This window comes from Flavobacterium sp. GW823-FHT06G12 (assembly GCF_058794775.1).
The window spans coordinates 573,750-592,762 of record NZ_JBXAHE010000001.1; the positions used below are offsets into that span (position 1 = coordinate 573,750).

At 32.6% G+C, this 19,013-nt stretch carries 22 protein-coding genes; 8 read left to right on the forward strand and 14 right to left on the reverse strand.

Features of this window, described 5'->3' with window-relative positions; all coding sequences use genetic code 11:
• Positions 1-52: 52 nt before the first annotated feature.
• Both AC1Q5Z_RS02425 and AC1Q5Z_RS02430 read right to left on the reverse strand, forming a co-directional pair.
• Positions 53-724, reverse strand: coding sequence for a ZIP family metal transporter (locus tag AC1Q5Z_RS02425; protein ID WP_198857113.1), 672 nt, complete (start codon positions 722-724; stop codon positions 53-55).
• A 91-nt stretch (positions 725-815) separates the two neighbouring features.
• Positions 816-1,580 carry a class I SAM-dependent methyltransferase gene (locus AC1Q5Z_RS02430; protein WP_286967661.1) on the reverse strand — a complete coding sequence of 255 codons (765 nt, stop codon included), beginning with the start codon at positions 1,578-1,580 and terminating at the stop codon, positions 816-818.
• 137 nt (positions 1,581-1,717) lie between these two features.
• Here AC1Q5Z_RS02430 and AC1Q5Z_RS02435 point away from each other — a divergent pair, with 137 nt between their 5' ends.
• From AC1Q5Z_RS02435 to AC1Q5Z_RS02445, 3 genes are all read left to right on the forward strand, one after another.
• Positions 1,718-2,875 carry a THUMP domain-containing class I SAM-dependent RNA methyltransferase gene (locus tag AC1Q5Z_RS02435; protein WP_198857115.1) on the forward strand — a complete coding sequence of 386 codons (1,158 nt, stop codon included), beginning with the start codon at positions 1,718-1,720 and terminating at the stop codon, positions 2,873-2,875.
• Between the two features lie 149 nt (positions 2,876-3,024).
• On the forward strand, positions 3,025-3,261 hold the full coding sequence (locus AC1Q5Z_RS02440; RefSeq protein WP_198857116.1) for a hypothetical protein: 237 nt from the start codon (positions 3,025-3,027) through the stop codon (positions 3,259-3,261).
• A gap of 16 nt (positions 3,262-3,277) precedes the next feature.
• On the forward strand, positions 3,278-3,970 hold the full coding sequence (locus AC1Q5Z_RS02445; protein ID WP_343588804.1) for an aspartate/glutamate racemase family protein: 693 nt from the start codon (positions 3,278-3,280) through the stop codon (positions 3,968-3,970).
• 143 nt (positions 3,971-4,113) lie between these two features.
• Here AC1Q5Z_RS02445 and AC1Q5Z_RS02450 read toward each other — a convergent pair whose 3' ends face one another.
• The 3 genes from AC1Q5Z_RS02450 to rlmD are packed head-to-tail and all read right to left on the reverse strand — an operon-like array spanning position 4,114 to position 6,881.
• Positions 4,114-4,956: a DUF6048 family protein gene (locus tag AC1Q5Z_RS02450; protein WP_492443695.1), complete on the reverse strand. Its 843-nt coding sequence runs from the start codon at positions 4,954-4,956 to the stop codon at positions 4,114-4,116.
• On the reverse strand, positions 4,928-5,461 hold the full coding sequence (locus AC1Q5Z_RS02455; protein ID WP_198857119.1) for a DUF6452 family protein: 534 nt from the start codon (positions 5,459-5,461) through the stop codon (positions 4,928-4,930). The genes AC1Q5Z_RS02450 and AC1Q5Z_RS02455 overlap by 29 nt, the downstream gene beginning before the upstream one ends.
• Positions 5,462-5,468: 7 nt before the next feature.
• A complete protein-coding gene (gene rlmD, locus AC1Q5Z_RS02460; RefSeq protein ID WP_492443696.1) occupies positions 5,469-6,881 on the reverse strand; it encodes a 23S rRNA (uracil(1939)-C(5))-methyltransferase RlmD in 1,413 nt (470 codons plus the stop codon).
• 330 nt (positions 6,882-7,211) lie between these two features.
• Here rlmD and AC1Q5Z_RS02465 point away from each other — a divergent pair, with 330 nt between their 5' ends.
• Positions 7,212-8,087 carry a sensor histidine kinase gene (locus AC1Q5Z_RS02465; RefSeq protein WP_343588801.1) on the forward strand — a complete coding sequence of 292 codons (876 nt, stop codon included), beginning with the start codon at positions 7,212-7,214 and terminating at the stop codon, positions 8,085-8,087.
• A gap of 52 nt (positions 8,088-8,139) precedes the next feature.
• On the opposite strand, the gene AC1Q5Z_RS02470 is transcribed toward AC1Q5Z_RS02465, so the two are convergent.
• From AC1Q5Z_RS02470 to epsC, 4 genes are all read right to left on the reverse strand, one after another.
• A complete protein-coding gene (locus AC1Q5Z_RS02470) occupies positions 8,140-8,553 on the reverse strand; it encodes a hypothetical protein (RefSeq protein WP_198857122.1) in 414 nt (137 codons plus the stop codon).
• 154 nt (positions 8,554-8,707) lie between these two features.
• On the reverse strand, positions 8,708-9,694 hold the full coding sequence (locus AC1Q5Z_RS02475; protein ID WP_343588800.1) for an aldo/keto reductase: 987 nt from the start codon (positions 9,692-9,694) through the stop codon (positions 8,708-8,710).
• Positions 9,695-9,825: 131 nt separating this feature from the next.
• Positions 9,826-10,713: a cysteine synthase CysM gene (cysM, locus tag AC1Q5Z_RS02480; RefSeq protein ID WP_492443698.1), complete on the reverse strand. Its 888-nt coding sequence runs from the start codon at positions 10,711-10,713 to the stop codon at positions 9,826-9,828.
• Between the two features lies 1 nt (position 10,714).
• Positions 10,715-11,506, reverse strand: coding sequence for a serine O-acetyltransferase EpsC (epsC, locus tag AC1Q5Z_RS02485; protein WP_198857234.1), 792 nt, complete (start codon positions 11,504-11,506; stop codon positions 10,715-10,717).
• A 190-nt stretch (positions 11,507-11,696) separates the two neighbouring features.
• On the opposite strand from epsC, the gene AC1Q5Z_RS02490 reads away from it, so the two are divergent.
• Positions 11,697-12,398 (forward strand): DUF1003 domain-containing protein, encoded by a 702-nt coding sequence (locus tag AC1Q5Z_RS02490; RefSeq protein ID WP_289058292.1) that lies wholly within the window; start codon positions 11,697-11,699, stop codon positions 12,396-12,398.
• A gap of 13 nt (positions 12,399-12,411) precedes the next feature.
• Here the strand turns inward: AC1Q5Z_RS02490 and AC1Q5Z_RS02495 are convergent, their stop codons facing one another.
• Positions 12,412-12,696 carry a DUF2752 domain-containing protein gene (locus tag AC1Q5Z_RS02495; protein ID WP_492443701.1) on the reverse strand — a complete coding sequence of 95 codons (285 nt, stop codon included), beginning with the start codon at positions 12,694-12,696 and terminating at the stop codon, positions 12,412-12,414.
• Positions 12,697-12,803: 107 nt separating this feature from the next.
• Between AC1Q5Z_RS02495 and AC1Q5Z_RS02500 the strand changes: the two genes are divergently transcribed.
• Together AC1Q5Z_RS02500 and AC1Q5Z_RS02505 are read left to right on the forward strand one after the other, a co-directional pair.
• Entirely contained in the window at positions 12,804-12,977 is a 174-nt protein-coding gene (locus AC1Q5Z_RS02500; protein ID WP_198857127.1) for a hypothetical protein, read from the forward strand.
• Between the two features lies 1 nt (position 12,978).
• Positions 12,979-13,530 carry a DUF8465 domain-containing protein gene (locus AC1Q5Z_RS02505; RefSeq protein WP_198857128.1) on the forward strand — a complete coding sequence of 184 codons (552 nt, stop codon included), beginning with the start codon at positions 12,979-12,981 and terminating at the stop codon, positions 13,528-13,530.
• Between the two features lie 150 nt (positions 13,531-13,680).
• Here the strand turns inward: AC1Q5Z_RS02505 and AC1Q5Z_RS02510 are convergent, their stop codons facing one another.
• Positions 13,681-14,670: a hypothetical protein gene (locus AC1Q5Z_RS02510; RefSeq protein WP_492443704.1), complete on the reverse strand. Its 990-nt coding sequence runs from the start codon at positions 14,668-14,670 to the stop codon at positions 13,681-13,683.
• An 87-nt stretch (positions 14,671-14,757) separates the two neighbouring features.
• On the opposite strand from AC1Q5Z_RS02510, the gene AC1Q5Z_RS02515 reads away from it, so the two are divergent.
• Positions 14,758-15,882 (forward strand): cysteine desulfurase family protein, encoded by a 1,125-nt coding sequence (locus AC1Q5Z_RS02515; RefSeq protein WP_492443706.1) that lies wholly within the window; start codon positions 14,758-14,760, stop codon positions 15,880-15,882.
• Positions 15,883-16,043: 161 nt separating this feature from the next.
• On the opposite strand, the gene AC1Q5Z_RS02520 is transcribed toward AC1Q5Z_RS02515, so the two are convergent.
• The 3 genes from AC1Q5Z_RS02520 to AC1Q5Z_RS02530 all read right to left on the reverse strand — a co-directional run bounded on the left by AC1Q5Z_RS02520 (position 16,044) and on the right by AC1Q5Z_RS02530 (position 18,999).
• Positions 16,044-16,604: an L-threonylcarbamoyladenylate synthase gene (locus AC1Q5Z_RS02520; RefSeq protein ID WP_286967642.1), complete on the reverse strand. Its 561-nt coding sequence runs from the start codon at positions 16,602-16,604 to the stop codon at positions 16,044-16,046.
• Between the two features lie 117 nt (positions 16,605-16,721).
• Positions 16,722-17,885, reverse strand: coding sequence for an acyltransferase family protein (locus AC1Q5Z_RS02525; protein ID WP_343588797.1), 1,164 nt, complete (start codon positions 17,883-17,885; stop codon positions 16,722-16,724).
• Between the two features lie 151 nt (positions 17,886-18,036).
• A complete protein-coding gene (locus AC1Q5Z_RS02530) occupies positions 18,037-18,999 on the reverse strand; it encodes a WaaS/CpsH family glycosyltransferase (RefSeq protein WP_492443709.1) in 963 nt (320 codons plus the stop codon).
• Positions 19,000-19,013: the final 14 nt, after the last annotated feature.

Sequence of the window (19,013 nt, forward strand, 5' to 3'; positions counted from 1 at the left end):
GAGTCAATTAGAAAATTATTAAAGTATCTAATTGACTCATTGCCTAATTAATTTATTTTAAAAAGAATGCCAATAAAATTCCTAGAACAATCATAGAAACTTTTGCAACATTGAATTTATGTCCTTCGCTACTTTCAAAAATGATTGTTGATGAAATATGGAATAAAATTCCGATTACGATTGCTGTTATTTCGGTGTAATATTTACTTAAAAAAGGCAAATATTCTGAAGCTACAGTTCCTAATGGTGTCATGAGTGCAAAAGTCAGCATGAAGACAAAAATGGCTTTTTTATTTAAATCGGCATTAATGAAAAATGTCGTTAAAATAACCGCAATTGGCAAATGATGAATGGCAATTCCTACTGCTAAACCATGATGGTGACTAACCGGAAAACCTTCTAAAAAGGCATGAATGCAAAGACTGATAAACAAAAGCCACGGAATCTGAGACATTTTTGCATGTCCGTGAACATGTCCGTGTTCGGCACCTTTTGAGAAAAATTCGAGTACGATCTGAAATAAAATCCCGACCATTATAAAGATTCCGATATTATGATTGTGCGATTCGTAAACATCTGGCAGAAGATGCATTACGGTTAACGACAATAAAAAAGAACCGCTAAATGCGAGTAGTAATTTTAAATTATTTTTGTTTTCTGGTTTTATGAATAAAGCTATGCCATATCCTAAAAGTACAGAAAATAAGGGTAATAAATAGTTCATTTTTATTTTGTTTAATCGTTGATTCGTTTAATCGGTTAATTGTTTTTTTGTTTAGCGATTAAACGGTTAAACAATTAAACGATTAACCAATTTACTTAAAAATCATGATTAATCTTTCGCTTTCGGTTTTATGGAATTTTTTGAGTTTATAGTCTCCAAAAATGTCTAGAAGGAAAATTCCAGCTTCGTCCATTAAATCCTGAAAGTCTTTCAAAGTTAGTGCTTTTACTTTTTCTGTAAAATGATATTTTCTGCCTTGGTCTTCAAAATCAATTTCTTTAAAAATATGACCATCTTCAAGATATCTTTTGATGTGAAAATCTATTTCATCAACCGTTTTTACTTCTTCAGGAACAAGATTTTCAATAACGTTTGGCACGTTCATAAAATCAATGACTGCAAAGCCGTATTCAGATAAACTTTCTTTAATTGCTTTTAAAGTTGTTAGGTTGTCGTCGTCGCTTTCGAAGTAACCGAAACTGGTGAAAAGATTAAAAATAGCATCAAATTTTTCTTCAAACGGTTCGCGCATATCGTGCACTTTAAAATGAAGTGTTTCGTTGCTGTTTTTGCTAGCTTCGGCAATGCTGTTTTCAGACAAATCTGCTCCCAAAACATCGTAGCCCAATTGATTTAAATAAATAGAATGACGGCCTTTTCCGCATGCTAAATCCAATACTTTTGCTTTCTCAGGCAAATTAAGATAATGCGTTAAATTGTCCATGAAAACCTGAGCTTCACGATAATTACGATCCTTATAAAGAATGTGATAATATGGCGTGTCAAACCACGAAGAATACCAGTTTTGATTGTCGTCTTCTTGATTCTGGATTGGTGCGTTATGTTTTTCAGACATTTATTCTATTTCAATTAATTCAAAAGTCCGGCAAATTTAGTGTATTTTTGCCGAAAAATAACTATTTCGCTTCGATACGTGTTTATACCAGTATAATAAAATGTTATAGCGATTGGCTTTTTTTAATTAAAAAAGAAATGGAAGAAAATTTTAAAATGATTGCCAAATGTTTTTTTGGCTTTGAAGAAATATTAGAAAAAGAATTACGCACACTTGGCGCTCAGGATGTTGAAAAAGGTGTGAGAATGGTGAGCTTTAAAGGTGATAAAGGTTTTATGTATAAAGCCAATTTGTCTTTGCGTACAGCTCTTAAAGTTTTAAAGCCAATTTATTTTTTTAGAGCTAATAATGAGCAGGCTTTGTACAAAGGAATTTCTGGGTTAAACTGGTCTAAATATTTAAATGCTAATCAAACTTTTGTGATCGATACTACAGTGCATTCTACTTATTTCAATCATTCTGAATTTGTTTCTCAGAAATGTAAAGATGCGATTGTAGATCAGTTTAGAGAAAGAACAGGACAACGTCCGAGTATTGATAAACAGCATCCAGATTTGCGTATTAATATTCATATTGATAGAGATCAGGTTTCTGTAGCTTTAGATACTTCTGGAGCATCGCTTCATCAGCGTGGCTATAGAACTGCTACCAATATTGCGCCTATTAATGAGGTGTTAGCCGCTGGAATTCTTTTATTATCGGGTTGGGATGGGCAAAGTCATTTCCTTGATCCAATGTGTGGTTCTGGAACTTTTTTGGCAGAAGCTGCTATGATTGCTTGCAATATTCCAGCAAACATCAACAGAAAAGAATTTGCTTTCGAAAAATGGAAAGATTGGGATAATGATCTATTTGATACAATTGTAGATAGTTTAATGAAAAAGACAAGAGAGTTTCATTATACAATTAAAGGTTTTGATAAAGCGCCGAGTGCGGTTAGCAAAGCCAAAGACAATATCAGAAATGCCAATTTAGAGGATTATGTAACTGTTTTTGAAGAGAACTTCTTTGACACGGAAAAAGAAACAGAAGGTAAACTTCATATCGTTTTTAACCCGCCTTATGATGAGCGTTTAGATATTCACATGGAAAGATTCTATGCTAGTATTGGAGACACTTTAAAGAAAAATTATCCAGGTACAGACGCTTGGTTTATTACTGCAAATCTAGAAGCATTAAAATTTGTTGGATTGAAACCTTCAAGAAAAATCAAACTTTTTAATGCAAGTCTTGAAGCTCGTTTGGTAAAATACGAAATGTACGAAGGAAGTAAAAGAACAAAATTTCAGGTCTAAGCTTCTAAGATGCTAAGATTCTGAGATGCTAAGAATTTTGGTAAAATGAAAAATATAATTTAAAATAAATTTAAGTTTCTAAGATTATAAGCGGCAAGGAGAAAAACTTAGCATCTTAGCATCTCAGAACCTTAGCAACTATAAAAAAAATGTCAAAACTACAACTACGAGCTTTTTTATATCAATTAGCAGCATTTGCAATCCTTTTTCTTGCATTTAGATATTTGATTGCAGCTTACACAGGATTAACTGGAATTTGGATTCCGATGACTGCGTTTGTAATTGGAACTATTATTGGACCTAAATTTCAAGCTGTTAGAACCAAAGATGGTGAAAAGCTTTTTATGAAATGGCTTTTTGTAAAAGGAATCAAAGAAATTCAATAATATAAAAAAAACTTACATGAGGAAAATTGGGCTTATTGGTGGAATCAGCTGGGTTTCTACTTCTGATTATTATACTTTAATTAATAAAGGAATTAATGAAAAACTCGGCGGACTGAATTTCTCTGAATGTCTAATTTACTCTTTTAATTATGCCGATATTAAAAAGAATAACGATGCCAACGATTGGGATTCTACTTTTAATATGCTTTTGAAAGCTGCAGAAGTTTTAAAATCGGGTGGGGCAGAAGCGATTCTTTTATGCGCCAATACGATGCATTTAATTGCTGATAGATTACAGCAAGCTATTGATATTCCTCTTATTCATATTGCAGAAGAAACAGCAATTGAAATTCAAAAGAAAGAAATAAAAAAGGTAGGTTTGTTAGGGACAAAGTTCACTATGGAATTAGATTTCTTTAAAGACAAACTTGCTGAAAAAGGAATTGAAACTATAATTCCAAATTCAGAAGTTGATAAAGATTTTATCCATTATACCATTTTTGAAGAACTTGGAAGGGGAATTGCAACCGAAGAAACGAAAAAGCGTTATCTAGAAATTGCAAATGAATTGATTAAAAATGGAGCCGAAGGAATTATTCTAGGCTGTACTGAAATTCCGTTGGTAATAAAAGAAGGCGACTTAAACGTTCCAATTTTTGACACAACTTTAATACACACGCAAGCCGCAATTAATTTTCAGTTAATTTAGTTTACGGTGCTGAGATTCTAAGATACTAAGGTTCTAAGTAACTTAAAAGCATAAAAAAAAGCGGTAAATTCAACTTGAATTTACCGCTTTTTTTAAACTTAGTATCTTAGAGTCTTAGCATCTTAGAACCTTTGGGAAAAAAACTATTTCTTCTTCTTAGGCTCTACTTTTTTTGCAACTTCAGAAGCCATTGTTTTTTTCTTGTAAATTGGAATAAAGTAAGAAACGGTATAATTGAAGCCAATTCCGAAACTTCCGTCATAAGTTCGGTTAAATCCTGGAATATAAAGGTTTTCGAAATTATTCGGCTCTTTATTTGTAGTAAGAAGTTTAAGCTGAACACCAAATCCAACAAAAACGTTTTTAACAACTTGTGCTTTTAATCCTAAAGCAACTTCAATCCAAGTGGCTGTCAGTCCGCTATATTTTTCGTCTGTTGATATTGCAGGCAATTCTCCCCAATATGGATTTGGGTTATAGATTTTGTAACTATACAATTCTTGGTTAAAACTACTAAAACCGCCACGTAATCCTATCGTGATAAGGTTTTCCATATCAAGCCAGTTTTGGTAAAAGTTATAGTCAAAACCTGCCTTTATATACGTTCCAGTAGCCGACGAAGTTAAACGGTCGTCTTCGGTAGTTTTATCTTCGTAACCTAATTCTGCGGCTAAGTAATATTTTTTTGTTAATCGCCAGTCTCCAACAAATTCTACTCCTTTATAATTCTTGTCATAAATTCCGCGAGTAAGTTTGTATAAATCGACACCAACGCGAAGTCCGTAGCGATCTGTTTTTACAACGCTGTCTATTGGAGCTTGAGCTTCCTGAATTTGTGGCTTTGCTGCTTTTACAGTTTCTGTTTTTGGTTTTTTAGTCACTATTGTGTCCATATTTTTAGAAATCTCAGGAACATCCTGAGCATAACCTAAAAACACTGAAAATAATAATGAAATACTAGAAATAAACGTTAATGTGTGTTTCATTTTCAGATTCAATGTTAGGGTTTACTAAATCAACTTCGGTCATCCATAGAACAGAGTCTGGATCGGTTTGTATAAATGGTGGTCTGCTCTTTAATTCAAAAATGGTTTTAAAACCACAAGCTCTTGAAACATACACATTTTTTGTAGTGTATCTAAATTTAATAATATCTGTATTAATAGCAGTTGTGCTTAATGAACTATAAATAAATTTGAAAGTTGATGTCGTATCATTAACCTTCAAAGGAATTGATACCGAACTTCCACTAGTTACATATCTCAATGAATCATCTTCTGCAAGACTTTCATTAAAAACAATTCCCTCTTTCATATTTTCACCAATAACTTTTAGATTGGTAACATTTTTTGTTTTTGTCGGATTAGATATATCATAAAATGTCATAACCAATCTTGGTGTAGTTGGTGTGTTAGAATCACAGATATCATCTTTCTCGCAGCTAGATAAGCCGAAAGTAAAGAGCAGTAAAAGAGAGATTAATTTTTTCATGTATTTTTTATCGAAGTTCTAAAAGTACAACATTTTCAACGTGATGTGTCTGCGGAAACATATCTACAGGTCGCACACGCGTTACTTTGTATTTTTCGTCCATTAAAGCCAAATCACGTGCTTGTGTCGCAGAATTACAGCTTACATAAACTACTCTTTTTGGAGCAATTTTTAAGATTTGTTCTACTACATCTTTATGCATTCCGTCGCGAGGCGGATCTGTAATAATAACATCTGGTTTTCCGTGTTGTGCAATAAAAGCTTCATTAAATACTACTTTCATGTCACCAACAAAAAACTCGCAATTTGTAATATTATTGCGTTCAGCATTGGCTTTCGCATCAATAATCGCTTCAGGAACACTTTCTACTCCAATTACTTTTTTTGCTTTTTTAGAAACGAATTGTGCAATTGTTCCAGTTCCTGTATATAAGTCATAAACTACTTCATTTCCTGTAAGGCCAGCAAAATCACGTGTTATTTTATATAATTCATATGCTTGATCAGAATTGGTTTGGTAAAAAGATTTAGCGTTAATACTGAATTTTAAACCTTCCATTTCTTCCAAAATGTAATTTCTTCCTTTATAAAGAATAACATCCTGATCATAAATTGTATCGTTTGGTTTTCCATTTACTACATACTGAAGCGATGTGATTTCTGGAAATTTCTCGTATAAATGGTCAAGAATTAATTCTCGATTTTCTTTGTCTTCTTCAAAAAACTGAATTAAAACCATGATTTCGCCAGTTGAAACCGTACGAATCATAACTGTTCTTAATAATCCAGAATGTTCTCTCGGATTGAAAAAAGCTAAATTATGCTCATTTGCAAAAGCTCGGATTTCGTTACGAATGGCATTTGAAGGATCTTCTTGTAAATGACATTTGTTGATGTCAAGAATTTTATCCCACATTTTAGGAATATGGAATCCTAAAGCATTTCGGTTGCCTAAATCTTCGGTGCTTCCAATTTCTTTTTCTGTAAGCCATCTGCTGTTAGAAAAAGAAAATTCCATTTTATTTCTATAGAAAAACTGTTTATCAGAACCTAAGATATCTTCAAATTCTGGAAGTTCGATTTTTCCTATTCTTTGTAAGTGATTTTTAACTTCATTTTGTTTAAATGCAAGCTGCTGGCTGTATTTCATATTCTGCCATTTACAACCTCCACATACTCCAAAATGTTCGCAGATTGGCTCTACTCTATATTCAGATAATTCGTGAAATTTTACAGCTTTACCTTCGTAATAAGCCTTTCTTTTTTTTAATGTCTGCACGTCTACAACATCTCCAGGCACGACATTCGGAATAAAGATTACTTTTCCGTCAGGTGCTTTAGCTACTGAAACTCCTTTTGCACCAGCATCAAGAACTTGAATTTGATGAAAGACAATTTTGTCTGTATTTTTTCTTCCCATAGCGCAAAAATAAGCCTTTGAAAACTTTTACAAATTTAATTTTAGAAAAAATTTAGAAATTCTTCAAAATATTAGTTTAATTGGGTATAAAAGTTAATTTTGTTTTTGTAATAAGCCCAATAAAATTACATATTAACCTACTATCTATATCTTTTTATGAAGTTGTATCGCAAACTCTCACAAATCAGCTTTCTTAAAAAAAGTTATGCTTTCAAATTTTTGTTCGTTGCTTTTATCGGTATTCATATTCCTCTAATCGGAATCTTGTTTTTTATTTTATTTTTCGAACATAAGGTGTCGCCAACTTCGGTTCTCATTTTTTCTTTAATTATGACATTACTCGCAACAGCAGCAACACTTTGGGTTCTAAATAAGCTGATAAAACCAATTGCAACAGCCTCAAAAGCATTAGATGATTATAGAGGTTCAAGAAAAATGCCTGCTTTACCGACAGAATATACAGACGAAGCGGGACTGCTTTTGTGTAATATACAGGAATCTATTAATGAAGCGGAAACTTTTATAAACGAAAAGCAGGATTTGGTCTACATGCTTTCTCATGATTTGAAGAATTTTGCAGGAAATCCGCAAGGTTTAGCCAAGTTGATTATCAGTGAAAATCCATCGGAATCGGTTAAAAATTTGGCTGAGTTGATTTGTGAATCGACTGAATTACAATTTCGATACATCGAAAATTTCATCAAATTGCTAAAAGAACAAGACGAAATTGTAAAAGTAAGCCAAGAAGCTAAAACGGTTTTGTTCTCTAATATAGTTCCTTTTATTAATGAACAAGTAGAGCAACGTTTGTTGGATAAAAATGTAAGGTTAGATTTAGTTTTAGATTGCGAGAAAGCAAATTTGAAAATAGACGAGGGGCTTTTAATTCAAGTTTTAGTAAATCTAATTAGCAACGCGGTTAAGTTTTCTTACTTTGACAGCGAAATTAAAGTTAGAATCTTTTCTGAAAATGCCAAACTGATTGTCACTGTAAAAGACAACGGGATGGGCTTTGATAAATACCAGATAGAAGAATTGTTTAAAAAGTTCACAAAAATGAGCCGACTAGGAACTGCAAACGAAGGTTCTACAGGAATCGGATTGTATTTGTGCAAAAAAATAATTGAAAGAAACAAAGGACGATTAACTGCTTCGAGTGAAGGAAAAAATAAAGGAGCAGAATTTAGAATTGAATTTGATGTCTAAATTTTAAAAAAAAGGCTGCTAAGATTTTAATTCTTGGCAGCCTTTTATAATTTTAATGTAAAACATTCTCAAAAGATAATTGTGGTTTGTTATCAACACATTTTACTCCTGACGGGATGTTGTGCTGCGTGCAAGGTGGCGTATCTGCAAGGAATCCCCATTTTTTATTGATATATGCTTTGTGTGCATTATACTGTTCAATTTTCTTTTCTAGAACAGATAAAGTTGCTTTTTTTGAATATAAAATATATCCCCCAGTTGCTGAACAGGGACTGTCGGTCATTTTTACAAAACCCCATTCTGCAGGATTAGAACAAGATTCAGTATTGACTTTTGAGTATGTGATGACATCGTTATACAAACTTTCAAGTTTTGCAGTGTCTTCTTCTTGTGTTGTACTGTCATCATTACTGCAGGAAAAGCATATAAGCGAAGCTGCAAATAATATAAAACTTAGTTTTTTCATAGTATGGTTTTATGATTAGTTTTATTATTAGATGCGCTAATAAAGAAAAGGTTGCGTGAGAGTTGTAAGGAATTTTCTCTCAGAAGTTTTTGTGGTTTTTTAAGATGCTGAAATCTTTTATAATTTCAGCATCTTAATTTGTTTTATATATGATTTACCAAAGCTGATGAACAGAAGGTTTGATAAGATTATTGTAAATTTTATTCATTGCAGCAATCTGCTCTGAAGTTAATTTTGGAGTATCATAAACAGATAAATTCGATAAAACGTGTTCTGTTTTTGATGCTCCAGGAATAATACAGCTTATTTCATCGAAACTTAAAATCCATTGAAGGGCAATTGCAGCGAGATTTTTTGACTCTGGAAATAAGCCTTTTAATTGTTCAACTGCTTTTAAACCTAATTCATAGTCAATTCCAGAAAAAGTTTCGCCTTTATCAAATGCTTCTCCGTTACGATTAAAATTTCGGTGATCCTGAGGTTCAAAAGTTGTTTTCGAATCAAATTTACCGGTTAAAAGTCCACTTGCTAATGGAACTCGAGCAATAATTCCGATATCTTTCTTTTTGGCTTCTGAGAAAAATAACTCAGAAGGACGCTGACGAAACAAATTGAAAATAATCTGAACCGTTGTTACATTAGAATATTCGATTGCTTTTAGAGCTTCTTCTACTTTTTCAACACTAACGCCAAGATTAAGAATTTTTCCTTGTTCTTTTAGTCTGTCAAAAAGTTCAAATATTTCTGGGCGATAGTAAACTTCAGTTGGCGGACAATGCAACTGAATCAAATCAAGTGTTTCTAACCCCGTTCTTTTTAAACTGTCTTCAACAAATTTCTGAAGTACTTTTGGCGTATATCCTTCATTTACATGCGGATTTATTTGGCGTCCGCATTTTGTAGCAACAAAAATACGTTCAGAACGAGAGCGAACCACTCTTCCAACGGCAGTTTCGCTTAATCCGTTTTCATAAACATCGGCAGTATCGATAAAGTTTACGCCATTATCAATAGCGGTATTCAAAAGTTCATCGGCTGTTTTGTCATCAAAACCCGATCCCCATTTTCCGCCAACTTGCCAAGTGCCAAGTGAAATTTCAGATATATTAAAGTTTGTTTTTCCTAGTTTTCTGTAGTTCATTTTTTTTGAGATTCTAAGGTTCTGAGTTGCTAAGATTCTAAGTTTTTTTTAAGTTGCTGATATTCTGAGATGTTTTTTTTTAGTATTCAAAACTTAGCATCTTAGAACCTTAGCAACTTAGTATCTTTATTTTAATCAAATAAATCCGAAGATAAATAACGATCGCCTCTATCGCAGATAACGGCAACCACAACTCCAGATTCTAATTGTTCGGCAATTTTTAAGGCAACAGCAACAGAACCTCCGCTGCTCATTCCTGCAAAAACGCCTTCTTCTAGAGCTAGTCTTTTGGTCATTGCGCGTGCTTCTTCTTCGCTTACATCGATAACCGTATCAACTTTAGAAGCATCAAATATTTTAGGAAGATATTCTTGTGGCCATTTACGGATACCAGGAATCTGAGATCCATCGCTTGGTTGTGCGCCAACAATCTGAACGTTCGGATTTTTTTCTTTCAAATAAGTTGAAGTTCCTATAATCGTTCCTGTTGTTCCCATAGCCGATACGAAATGAGTAACCGTTCCGTCAGTATCGTTCCAAATTTCAGGCCCAGTTGTTTTATAGTGTGCTTTCCAGTTATCGTCATTGGCAAACTGGTTTAGCATCAAATAACCGCCTTGTGCTACTTTTTTATCAGCATAATCTCTAGAACCAATAATTCCTTCGCTCGCAGGAGTAAGAATAACTGTCGCACCATAAGCACGCATAGTCTGAGTGCGTTCTTTTGTAGAATCTTCTGGTAAAACCAATTCAATTTCGATACCAAATAATTGAGCAATCATAGCAAGGGCAATTCCAGTGTTTCCGCTGGTTGCCTCAATTAATTTATCTCCTTTTTTGATATCGCCTCTTTCCAACGCTGCAGCGATCATGTTGTATGCTGCTCTATCTTTTACACTTCCTCCTGGATTATTTCCTTCCAGTTTCAGTAAAAGTTTTACATTTTTATTTTTAACTAGATTGACAGTCTTCATAAGTGGAGTGTTGCCAATTAGGTTTAATAATTTATGTGAATTCATGTTATTTTTTTTCTTTTATTTTAACTTCAGTAGTAGTGGTGTTTAAAACGATAGAATCTTCAGGAATTGATTTCGTAACCCACGCATTTCCTCCAACAACACTGTTTTTTCCAATTATAGTTTCTCCGCCAAGAATTGTAGCATTGGCGTAAATGCAAACATTTGCCTCAACAGTTGGGTGTCTTTTTGCATTTTTCATCTCTTTACTTACGCTTAATGCACCAAGCGTAACGCCTTGATAAATTTTTACATGTTTCTTGATTACAGTAGTTTCGCCAATTACGATACCTGTTGCGTGATCGATGAAAAATGGCGATGCAATATCTGCTCCTGCATGAATATCTGTACCCGTAATTCTATGTGCGTATTCGCTCATTAATCGAGAAAAAAGCAATAAATCAAGATGATATAACTCGTGGCTTAGTCTGTAAATTGCAATGGCATAAAATCCAGGATAGCCTAAGTATACTTCGTCGATGCTGTTTGAAGCGGGATCGTTTTCAAGGATATATTCGGCATCCTGATTTAGTTTTTCTAAAACTCCCGGAAGTTTTTCTAAAAAGCGATCCCAAATAGATTCACATAAATTTTGAGGCTTTTTGCAGGCCAAAACAGCAATTTCTTTAAAACGAAATTCCAATTCGTCAATGCTTTCGTCTAGCGCCGCATTAGAATCAAAAAGAGTATAAAAAAGCTTTTCTGTAAAGTCTTCTGTTTTGGTTTTAATGCCGTAATTTATGTGTGAATGGCTTTTTAAAGCTCTTATATTTTGTATGATATTTTCTTTTGTCACAATGGTAAAAATGAATGAATAATTTTGGAACGTTAAAAGTAAGGCGTTTTTTGGAAATAAAATCACGATTTAACTAAAGAAATTTACTTCACAAAGTTAGATTTGTGATAAAAGGCAGATTGCAAGCTGTTCTTTTTTATGCAATTCTTAAGAAGTTAATTACGTAAATTAGCTTTCAAAATATATTAAAATGGAAAACAAACAAACATTTAAAAGTGCAGTTTCGGGACTTTCTTTTGAGGAGAAAGAGAAAATTTGGGGTAAAGATATACACGATCCTATTTTGGGATTAATAAAAAAGGAATACCCAGATTTCAGCACAGAAGACTGCATTTCTGTAAATGAACTAAATCTTTACCGTCAAAAATATATTTCAAATTACCTTTCTACTGAAATCGGAGCGCTTTCTGCGATGGAGAAAAATGTTATTTCATCATTAAAAGAAGATAAATCGATTGTTAGTATTGTTGAAGACGAAGAAGAAATTAGAAGTTTAGGACAAAAAGTAGCCGATAAAGTAGCCGATTTTGGAGGAAGCTGGACTTTTATCATTTCTTTTGTGGTTTTTATTTCGCTATGGATTGGCGCAAATGTTTATATTTTCTTGAATAAAGGTTTTGATCCGTATCCGTTTATTCTCTTAAACTTAATTCTTTCCTGTGTTGCCGCTTTGCAAGCACCTGTTATTATGATGAGTCAAAATCGTCAAGAAGAGAAAGATCGCAATCGTGCTAAAAAAGATTATATGATCAATCTGAAATCGGAATTGGAGATTAGATTAATTCATGATAAAATTGATCATTTGATTATGCATCAGCAGCAAGAATTAATCGAAATTCAGAAAGTTCAAATCGAGATGATGAATGATATTTTGAATCAGATTAAGAAATAAAAAAGCAAAAAACTCAGAAATAAAAGTGTTTAAAATAATATCCGCCGAGCATAAAAATGAAATTTACGATAGCAACGTTCCAAATGATTTTTTTGTAATTTCTGGATTCATCCAAGAAATGAAATGCTGCAAAAACGAATAATAAAAGGCAGGTAAAAATGGCTGGATACATTTTAAAAGCGGCCAAAAATTCGCCTTGAAAAAGTAAGAATAAAGAGCGCTGAAATCCACATCCTAAACAGTCATAACCAAAGACAGTTTTGAACAGGCAAGGGATCATATATTTCTCTAAACTCATGGCAGATCTTTTTGCAATTTTACTAAAAAAATATGACAAACGTTTCGAGCAGTATAGGAGTAGTACTTGAAAGTTTCCTATTTTTGAAATCTTAAAATGTAGAAAGGATGAAAACTTTTAAAATTATAATAATGATTCTTGCTATTTCGGTTGCGTTTTACGAGCAGGTTTCAGAAGAAAAAAACATCTATATCATGATTGCTGCAATTGTGGTTTTTATGTTTGGAATGATGCAATTGAGCGCAAAAACGCCAAGTAAAAATAACGATAAAGAGGAGTAGGATGCTTGCAAAAGGAGATAAGGTTTCTGTACTGGACGAAGCCATAAACGGAACGGTAGTTTCGGTTAAAAATAACGAAGTTTTGATTGAAACTGACGATGGGTTTGTGATGACATTTTTAGTCAACGAATTACTTAAGATTCAAGATACCAGTAATTTAATGAATTCTATTAAAAGAATAGATTTAGATGAAGTTTCAAAAGAAAAAACAGAGCCAAAACCACGAAGTTTTGTCAAAGAAAAGAAAGATAAACGTGATGTGGGCGTTCCAGAATTTGATTTGCACATCGAAAAATTGGTTCCAAATAAACGCGGAATGTCGAACTATGATATTTTAACTTTACAAACGGAAACTGCAAAAAGACATATCGAATTTGCGATTAGAAATCGCATTCCGAAAATTGTTTTTATTCATGGTGTGGGTGAAGGAATTTTGAAAGCTGAGCTTGACTTTTTACTTGGCCGTTATGACGGAATTGACTTTCAGGATGCCAATTATCAAAAATATGGTCTAGGAGCTACTGAAGTTTATATAAGACAAAACAATAAATAAGAAAGCTTTTTTTGAAGTAAAAAAGCATAATTGTAAAGCATAAAAAAACGTCTGTTTTTTGTCCTGATTTAGTTTTAAAATCATTTCAAAAAACAGACGTTTTTTTTGTAAGAATTATTCGGGCGACTTTCTATCTAGAAGTCTATGTCTTTAGTTGGTTTCAGGTCGTTCAATTTTTCCAAGAAGGAAACTGCTTCCAAGTTTAAAGTGGCTATTTCCTTTTTGTAGAATTACATTTTTAAGTACGATTGTATGTTCGTAAACTTGTCCAGTTTTAGTAGTAGTTACTTCAATAATTCCACTCTGATTTGCTACACCAAGTTTACCTGTCCATGTTTCGTCAATTACAGGAGAAGCAGGTTGTACTTTAGCACAAACAAAAGCTGGAGTGATAGATCCTGTTTCAGCTTTTGCAGTTCTGTAAAAGATTTTATTTTGAGTAGCCGTTATCAAACTTGTTCTTGGCTTCCCGCTAGGCGTAGGGTCATTAACAAGCAATGTTGGATCGATATCATCAATTGATAAATAGAATGAATTGTTGTAATTATAGACTCTGCTAGCTTCATCACACTCATAAGCTAAACCATTTGGGTTTGTTTTAAAAGTTAAATTGGCTGGTGTTACAGTTGTTGTGTAAAGCCCAAAGTTAAAATCAGGCTGTTGTGTTTGGATACCTGCAGGTTTTTGAAAAGTTATATTCTTAAAAATAATGCTATGTGTATATCCTGTGACTCTTGAACCATCGTCAGTGGTATTTGGTTTTTCGTTTTGAGTAGTTGCAATTTCAATTGTACCGCCTATTCCAAGCCATTCTTCGGTTACTTTTGGTGTGCTTGGTGGTATTAAACCACAAATGTTATCTTTCGATACGGCTCCATCATAAGCTCTGTAAACAACACGATAGGTACTCGAGTTGATAGTGTAACTGTAAGTTGAAGAATCATTAACAATTGCTCCTTCCGGCATTTGCAATAAAAGCGCTTCCTGATTTTTTAGCTTATAAATCAGGGTATTAGTTGTAGGGTCGCAGGCTTGAGATTCCTCAATATCCGAAAAGTCTATTTTGTCTACAGTTAAATCTCCATCATCACATCCATTCAAGAAAAGTGCAAATAATAGGAGGGCAGCATATTTTTTCATCGTAAAATTTATTTGTGTCAAAAATAGTGAAAAAATTGCCAAATGATATTTAAGATTTGACAATTGATATTTCTTAACTTTGCAGTAATGAAAAAAGTATACCTAGATAATGCCTCAACAACTGCAATGCGTCCTGAAGTAATTCAGGAAATGACTAAAATAATGCTTGAAGATTACGGAAATCCGTCGTCTACACATAGTTTTGGGCGAAATGCTAAAACAATATTGGAGCTTTCGAGAAAGAGTATTGCAAAACATTTAAACTGTACTGCTCAAGAAATAATTTTTACATCTGGAGGTACTGAAGCCAACAACTGGATTCTGCGCTCTTCTGTTGAAGATTTGAAAGTAGAGAGAATCATTACTTCAAAAATTGAACACCATGCTGTTTTGCATACTGTTTGGGCGCTTCAAGAAGAATATAATATTCAGGTTGACTACGTTAATGTAAATGCAGACGGAAGTTTGGATTTAACGCATTTATCCAATTTATTGGCCGAAGAAAAAAAGACTTTGGTGAGTTTAATGCATGTAAATAACGAAACTGGAACTATTTTAGATTTAGATCGCATAAGTTTGATTTGCAAGCAATATAATGCTCTGTTTCATTCAGACACAGTTCAGTCGATAGGGAAAGCTGAAATCGATTTGCAAAAGACTCCTATTGATTTTATTTTGGCTAGTGCGCATAAGTTTCATGGGCCAAAAGGTATCGGATTTGCTTTTATTCGAAAAAATTCTGGTCTACAGCCGTTGTTTTTTGGCGGAGAACAAGAAAAAGGTCTTCGCGCAGGAACTGAGGCCGTGCATCAAATTGCTGGTATGGCAAAAGCTTTATCTATTTCGTATGCAAAACTAGAAGAAGAGAGAGCTTATATTTTAGGTCTCAAAAATTATCTGATAGAGCAATTTGAAATTCATTTTCCTAATTTTAGAATCAACGGAAAAAAAGACGATTTCTATAATCTCATCAATGTCATTTTACCTTTTTCATCAGATAAAACTTCGATGTTGCTTTTTAGTTTGGATATGAAAGGGATTGCAGTTTCTAGAGGAAGCGCATGCCAGTCTGGAAGTATAAAACCTTCTCATGTATTAAACGAAATGCTTTCGGAGACTGATTTAAAATTACCAAATCTTCGAATTTCATTTAGTCATTATAATACAAAAGAAGATATCGATTGGCTGGTTGAGAGTTTGAAAACGATCTAAGCTACTAAGGTTCTGAGATTCTAGGTTTTTAAACGCGGAGTGTGCTAAGTAATTGCGCAAAATCCGTTAAGTTTTTTTAAAACTATTAAAATGAAAAAGTTCGCAAAGTTTATTTTGATAAAGCTTTGCGAACTTTTTTTATACTCGATTTTCAATAAAAGCTATTTGCGAATAACTTTTACCTGCGAATCGTTTGTTAATTTGATTATTGTAGAAGATTTTCCGTTTATTTTGTCTTGATTTAATTTTACTACATAATCAACGCCATTAATAATCTCTGGGCTAATATCTTTAAAAGCAATTGGCGTAGGTTGTCCTGAAATATTTGCAGAGGTCGAAACCAATGGTTTTTTCATTCTCTCCATCAATTTATAGCAAAAAGGTTCTTTTACCAGTCTTACCCCAAGAGATTTGTCGGCAGCAATAATATTTGGAGCAACGTTTCTGGCATCATCAAGAATTAAAGTAGTTGGTTTGTCTGATAGTTCCCAGATTTGCCAAGCAACTTCAGGAATGTTTTTAAATACGTTATACATCATCTTTTCGCCATTCATTAAAACAATCATGCTTTGTGTTTCTGCGCGCTGTTTTAATTTATATATTTTAGCAACGGCTTCAGCATTTGTAGCATCACAGCCAATTCCCCATACAGTATCTGTTGGATATAAGATTATGCCACCGTTTTTAATTACTTCGTATGCGTTGATGATTTCCTCGTTCATTTTACAAATTATATTTTAAGATTACAAAGTTATAAATTTTACTTGTAATTGTTTTTTATAGTATTTGTAAATAGAAAATCTATTGTGTTTTGAAGTCGTTTTGTAAAAGCTAGAGGTTTATGATTTTACAGAAGAAGATTTTAATTTTACTTTCGCTAATTCCATCAATGGATGTTCGATGTACTTAAATGTCAATTGGCTAATAAAAATTAACGGAAAAACGGATAAGGCAATAACAGACCAAAATTCATTATCAGTCATTTTTTTTGCTTCTTCAAATCCGATAACGAAATAGAAAATGACAAATAACAAAATGCCATGCAATAAGTAAATGCTATAGGTTATTTGTCCAAATTTTCTTGAAAAGGCACTTGATAAAATTCCAAAAAAGCTATTTCCGGAAGCAATTATTATAAATACAATTGAAGTGATAATGATTGGGATTGGTCTTCTTCCGCTATCGAAAAAATAAACCGAGCACACAAGTAAAGAAATAGCAAGAAAAGTATATTTTTTTTGCTTTAAAACAGTTCCAAAAATATTTTTTTTGATTACCAAAGCCGCAATAATACCTCCAAGAAATGGAAAGAAATGTCTTAAAGAAGAACCATTAATAATCATTATGAGAGCCGCCACTATAGTAAAAGATAAAATGATTTTATAGTTTACTTTTATCTTGAAAAATAATGCAATAAGAGGCAATAAAAAGTAGAAAACCCATTCATACGGCAGCGTCCAAGTGATGCCAGCATTTAACAAAAAACTATCTTCTAGTCCGTTGATATTTAATCCTTTTTTTACATTGAAAAATATCCATGACAATATGGTCACAATGTTTTCTGAGAATGGAACTTTTGATTTAAAATTCGTTAGATAGCCAGCAATAAAAAATATAATGCCAACAGAAAAAAGATACATCGGGAAAAGTCTGTATAAACGAGCACTGATATATGCTGACCAGTTAATTTCTTTGTTTTTGCTATTCATTAATTTTAGAGTAAAAAGAAAAGCAGTAATTACAAAGAAAAAAGCAACAGTTGTTTGTCCAAAATGGTTAAATAGATTTGAAATAGGTTCATTCCATTCGCCACTTTGAAGAAAAAATCTCCAGATATAACTATGATGCAAGAAAACAAAAAATGCTAGATAACCTCTTAAGCCATCTATTTCTGGATAGCGAACATCAAGTACCTCTATTTTTACTAATTTATTTGTTAGCAGTACAGAAAAAATTAAAGCAAACGCTATGAGGATTGAATAAACACTAAAAGTTAATATCATTTTTTGAGGAAACAATTTTTTGTTGTGGTATTTTTAACTAATTTTTTAAACTTTTGCAAACATACTAAACGAGTTTTGAATGCAAAAATTTTACGGTTAAAATTATCTTAAATAAATTGAATTCTACACGTTTGACTTTAAAATCAAAAAGTTATAATGTGTTGTCTTTTAGAATTACATGATTTGTCCAACCTTTTAAAGTGTACTTTTCTAAAACTGAATCTGGTATTTTTTCATACTCATTTTCGAAAAATTCCATTGGTATAATTGGATTCTTTTCGTCGATTATTAAAATATTGTTAGGGTTATAAAAATCGTAATTTTTAATATCGACATTTGTGGTTATAAGTTTTTTTTCTAGACCCAAACTTTCAAAAACTCTAAAAGTAAGTCCGCTTTGGCCAAGTCGGTTAATGTCCAAAAGTACTTTCGAACGATTGATATAATCATTTACTTCGCTTAAAGGCATATGACTTTTTATATAGGTAATATTTTCGTCATTGTCTTTTTGTTTTTTATCGTAAATGATAAATTTAAATTTTGAATTCTGAGAAGCTAAATTGGCAGCAATTCTTTTTAATATTGGAAGCCTTTTGTCAATTGAGCTGATATTGAAAACGTCATATTCAAATTGATTTTCATTTGTTGCGTTTTCTGAATTGTAAATCCAATTTGAGGCAAATTTTAAATTGAAATTTGCACAATCTTCTTTTTCAAAAGAAAAAACATCATCAAAGCAATGAAGAACTCGTTTGATTTTGGGACAGCGATACGTATTGTCATTAAAAAATCCGATAGATTTTTTTGTATATTTTTTAAATTCTAAAATACTTTCAGGAGTTATAAAGTCACCTTTTATGGTCAAAATAACATCTTGAGTTTGGCTATTTTTTTTTAATTCTTTGATAATTTCTTTTCCGTAATGCTGATGCTTCAAATTCGTTTTGAAAAATGCTTTTAATATAACATTGTACACTTTATGAAATACAGAAGGGTATTTGTATTTAAAAGCATTGAAGTCGATATGGCGAACTGTGTGTCCTTGTTTTTCTAAGTCTACGGCTATATGTTTGTTAAGTCCCCAGTTGTCTAAACTTATAAGAGTGATATGCATTATCTTCGAAATAG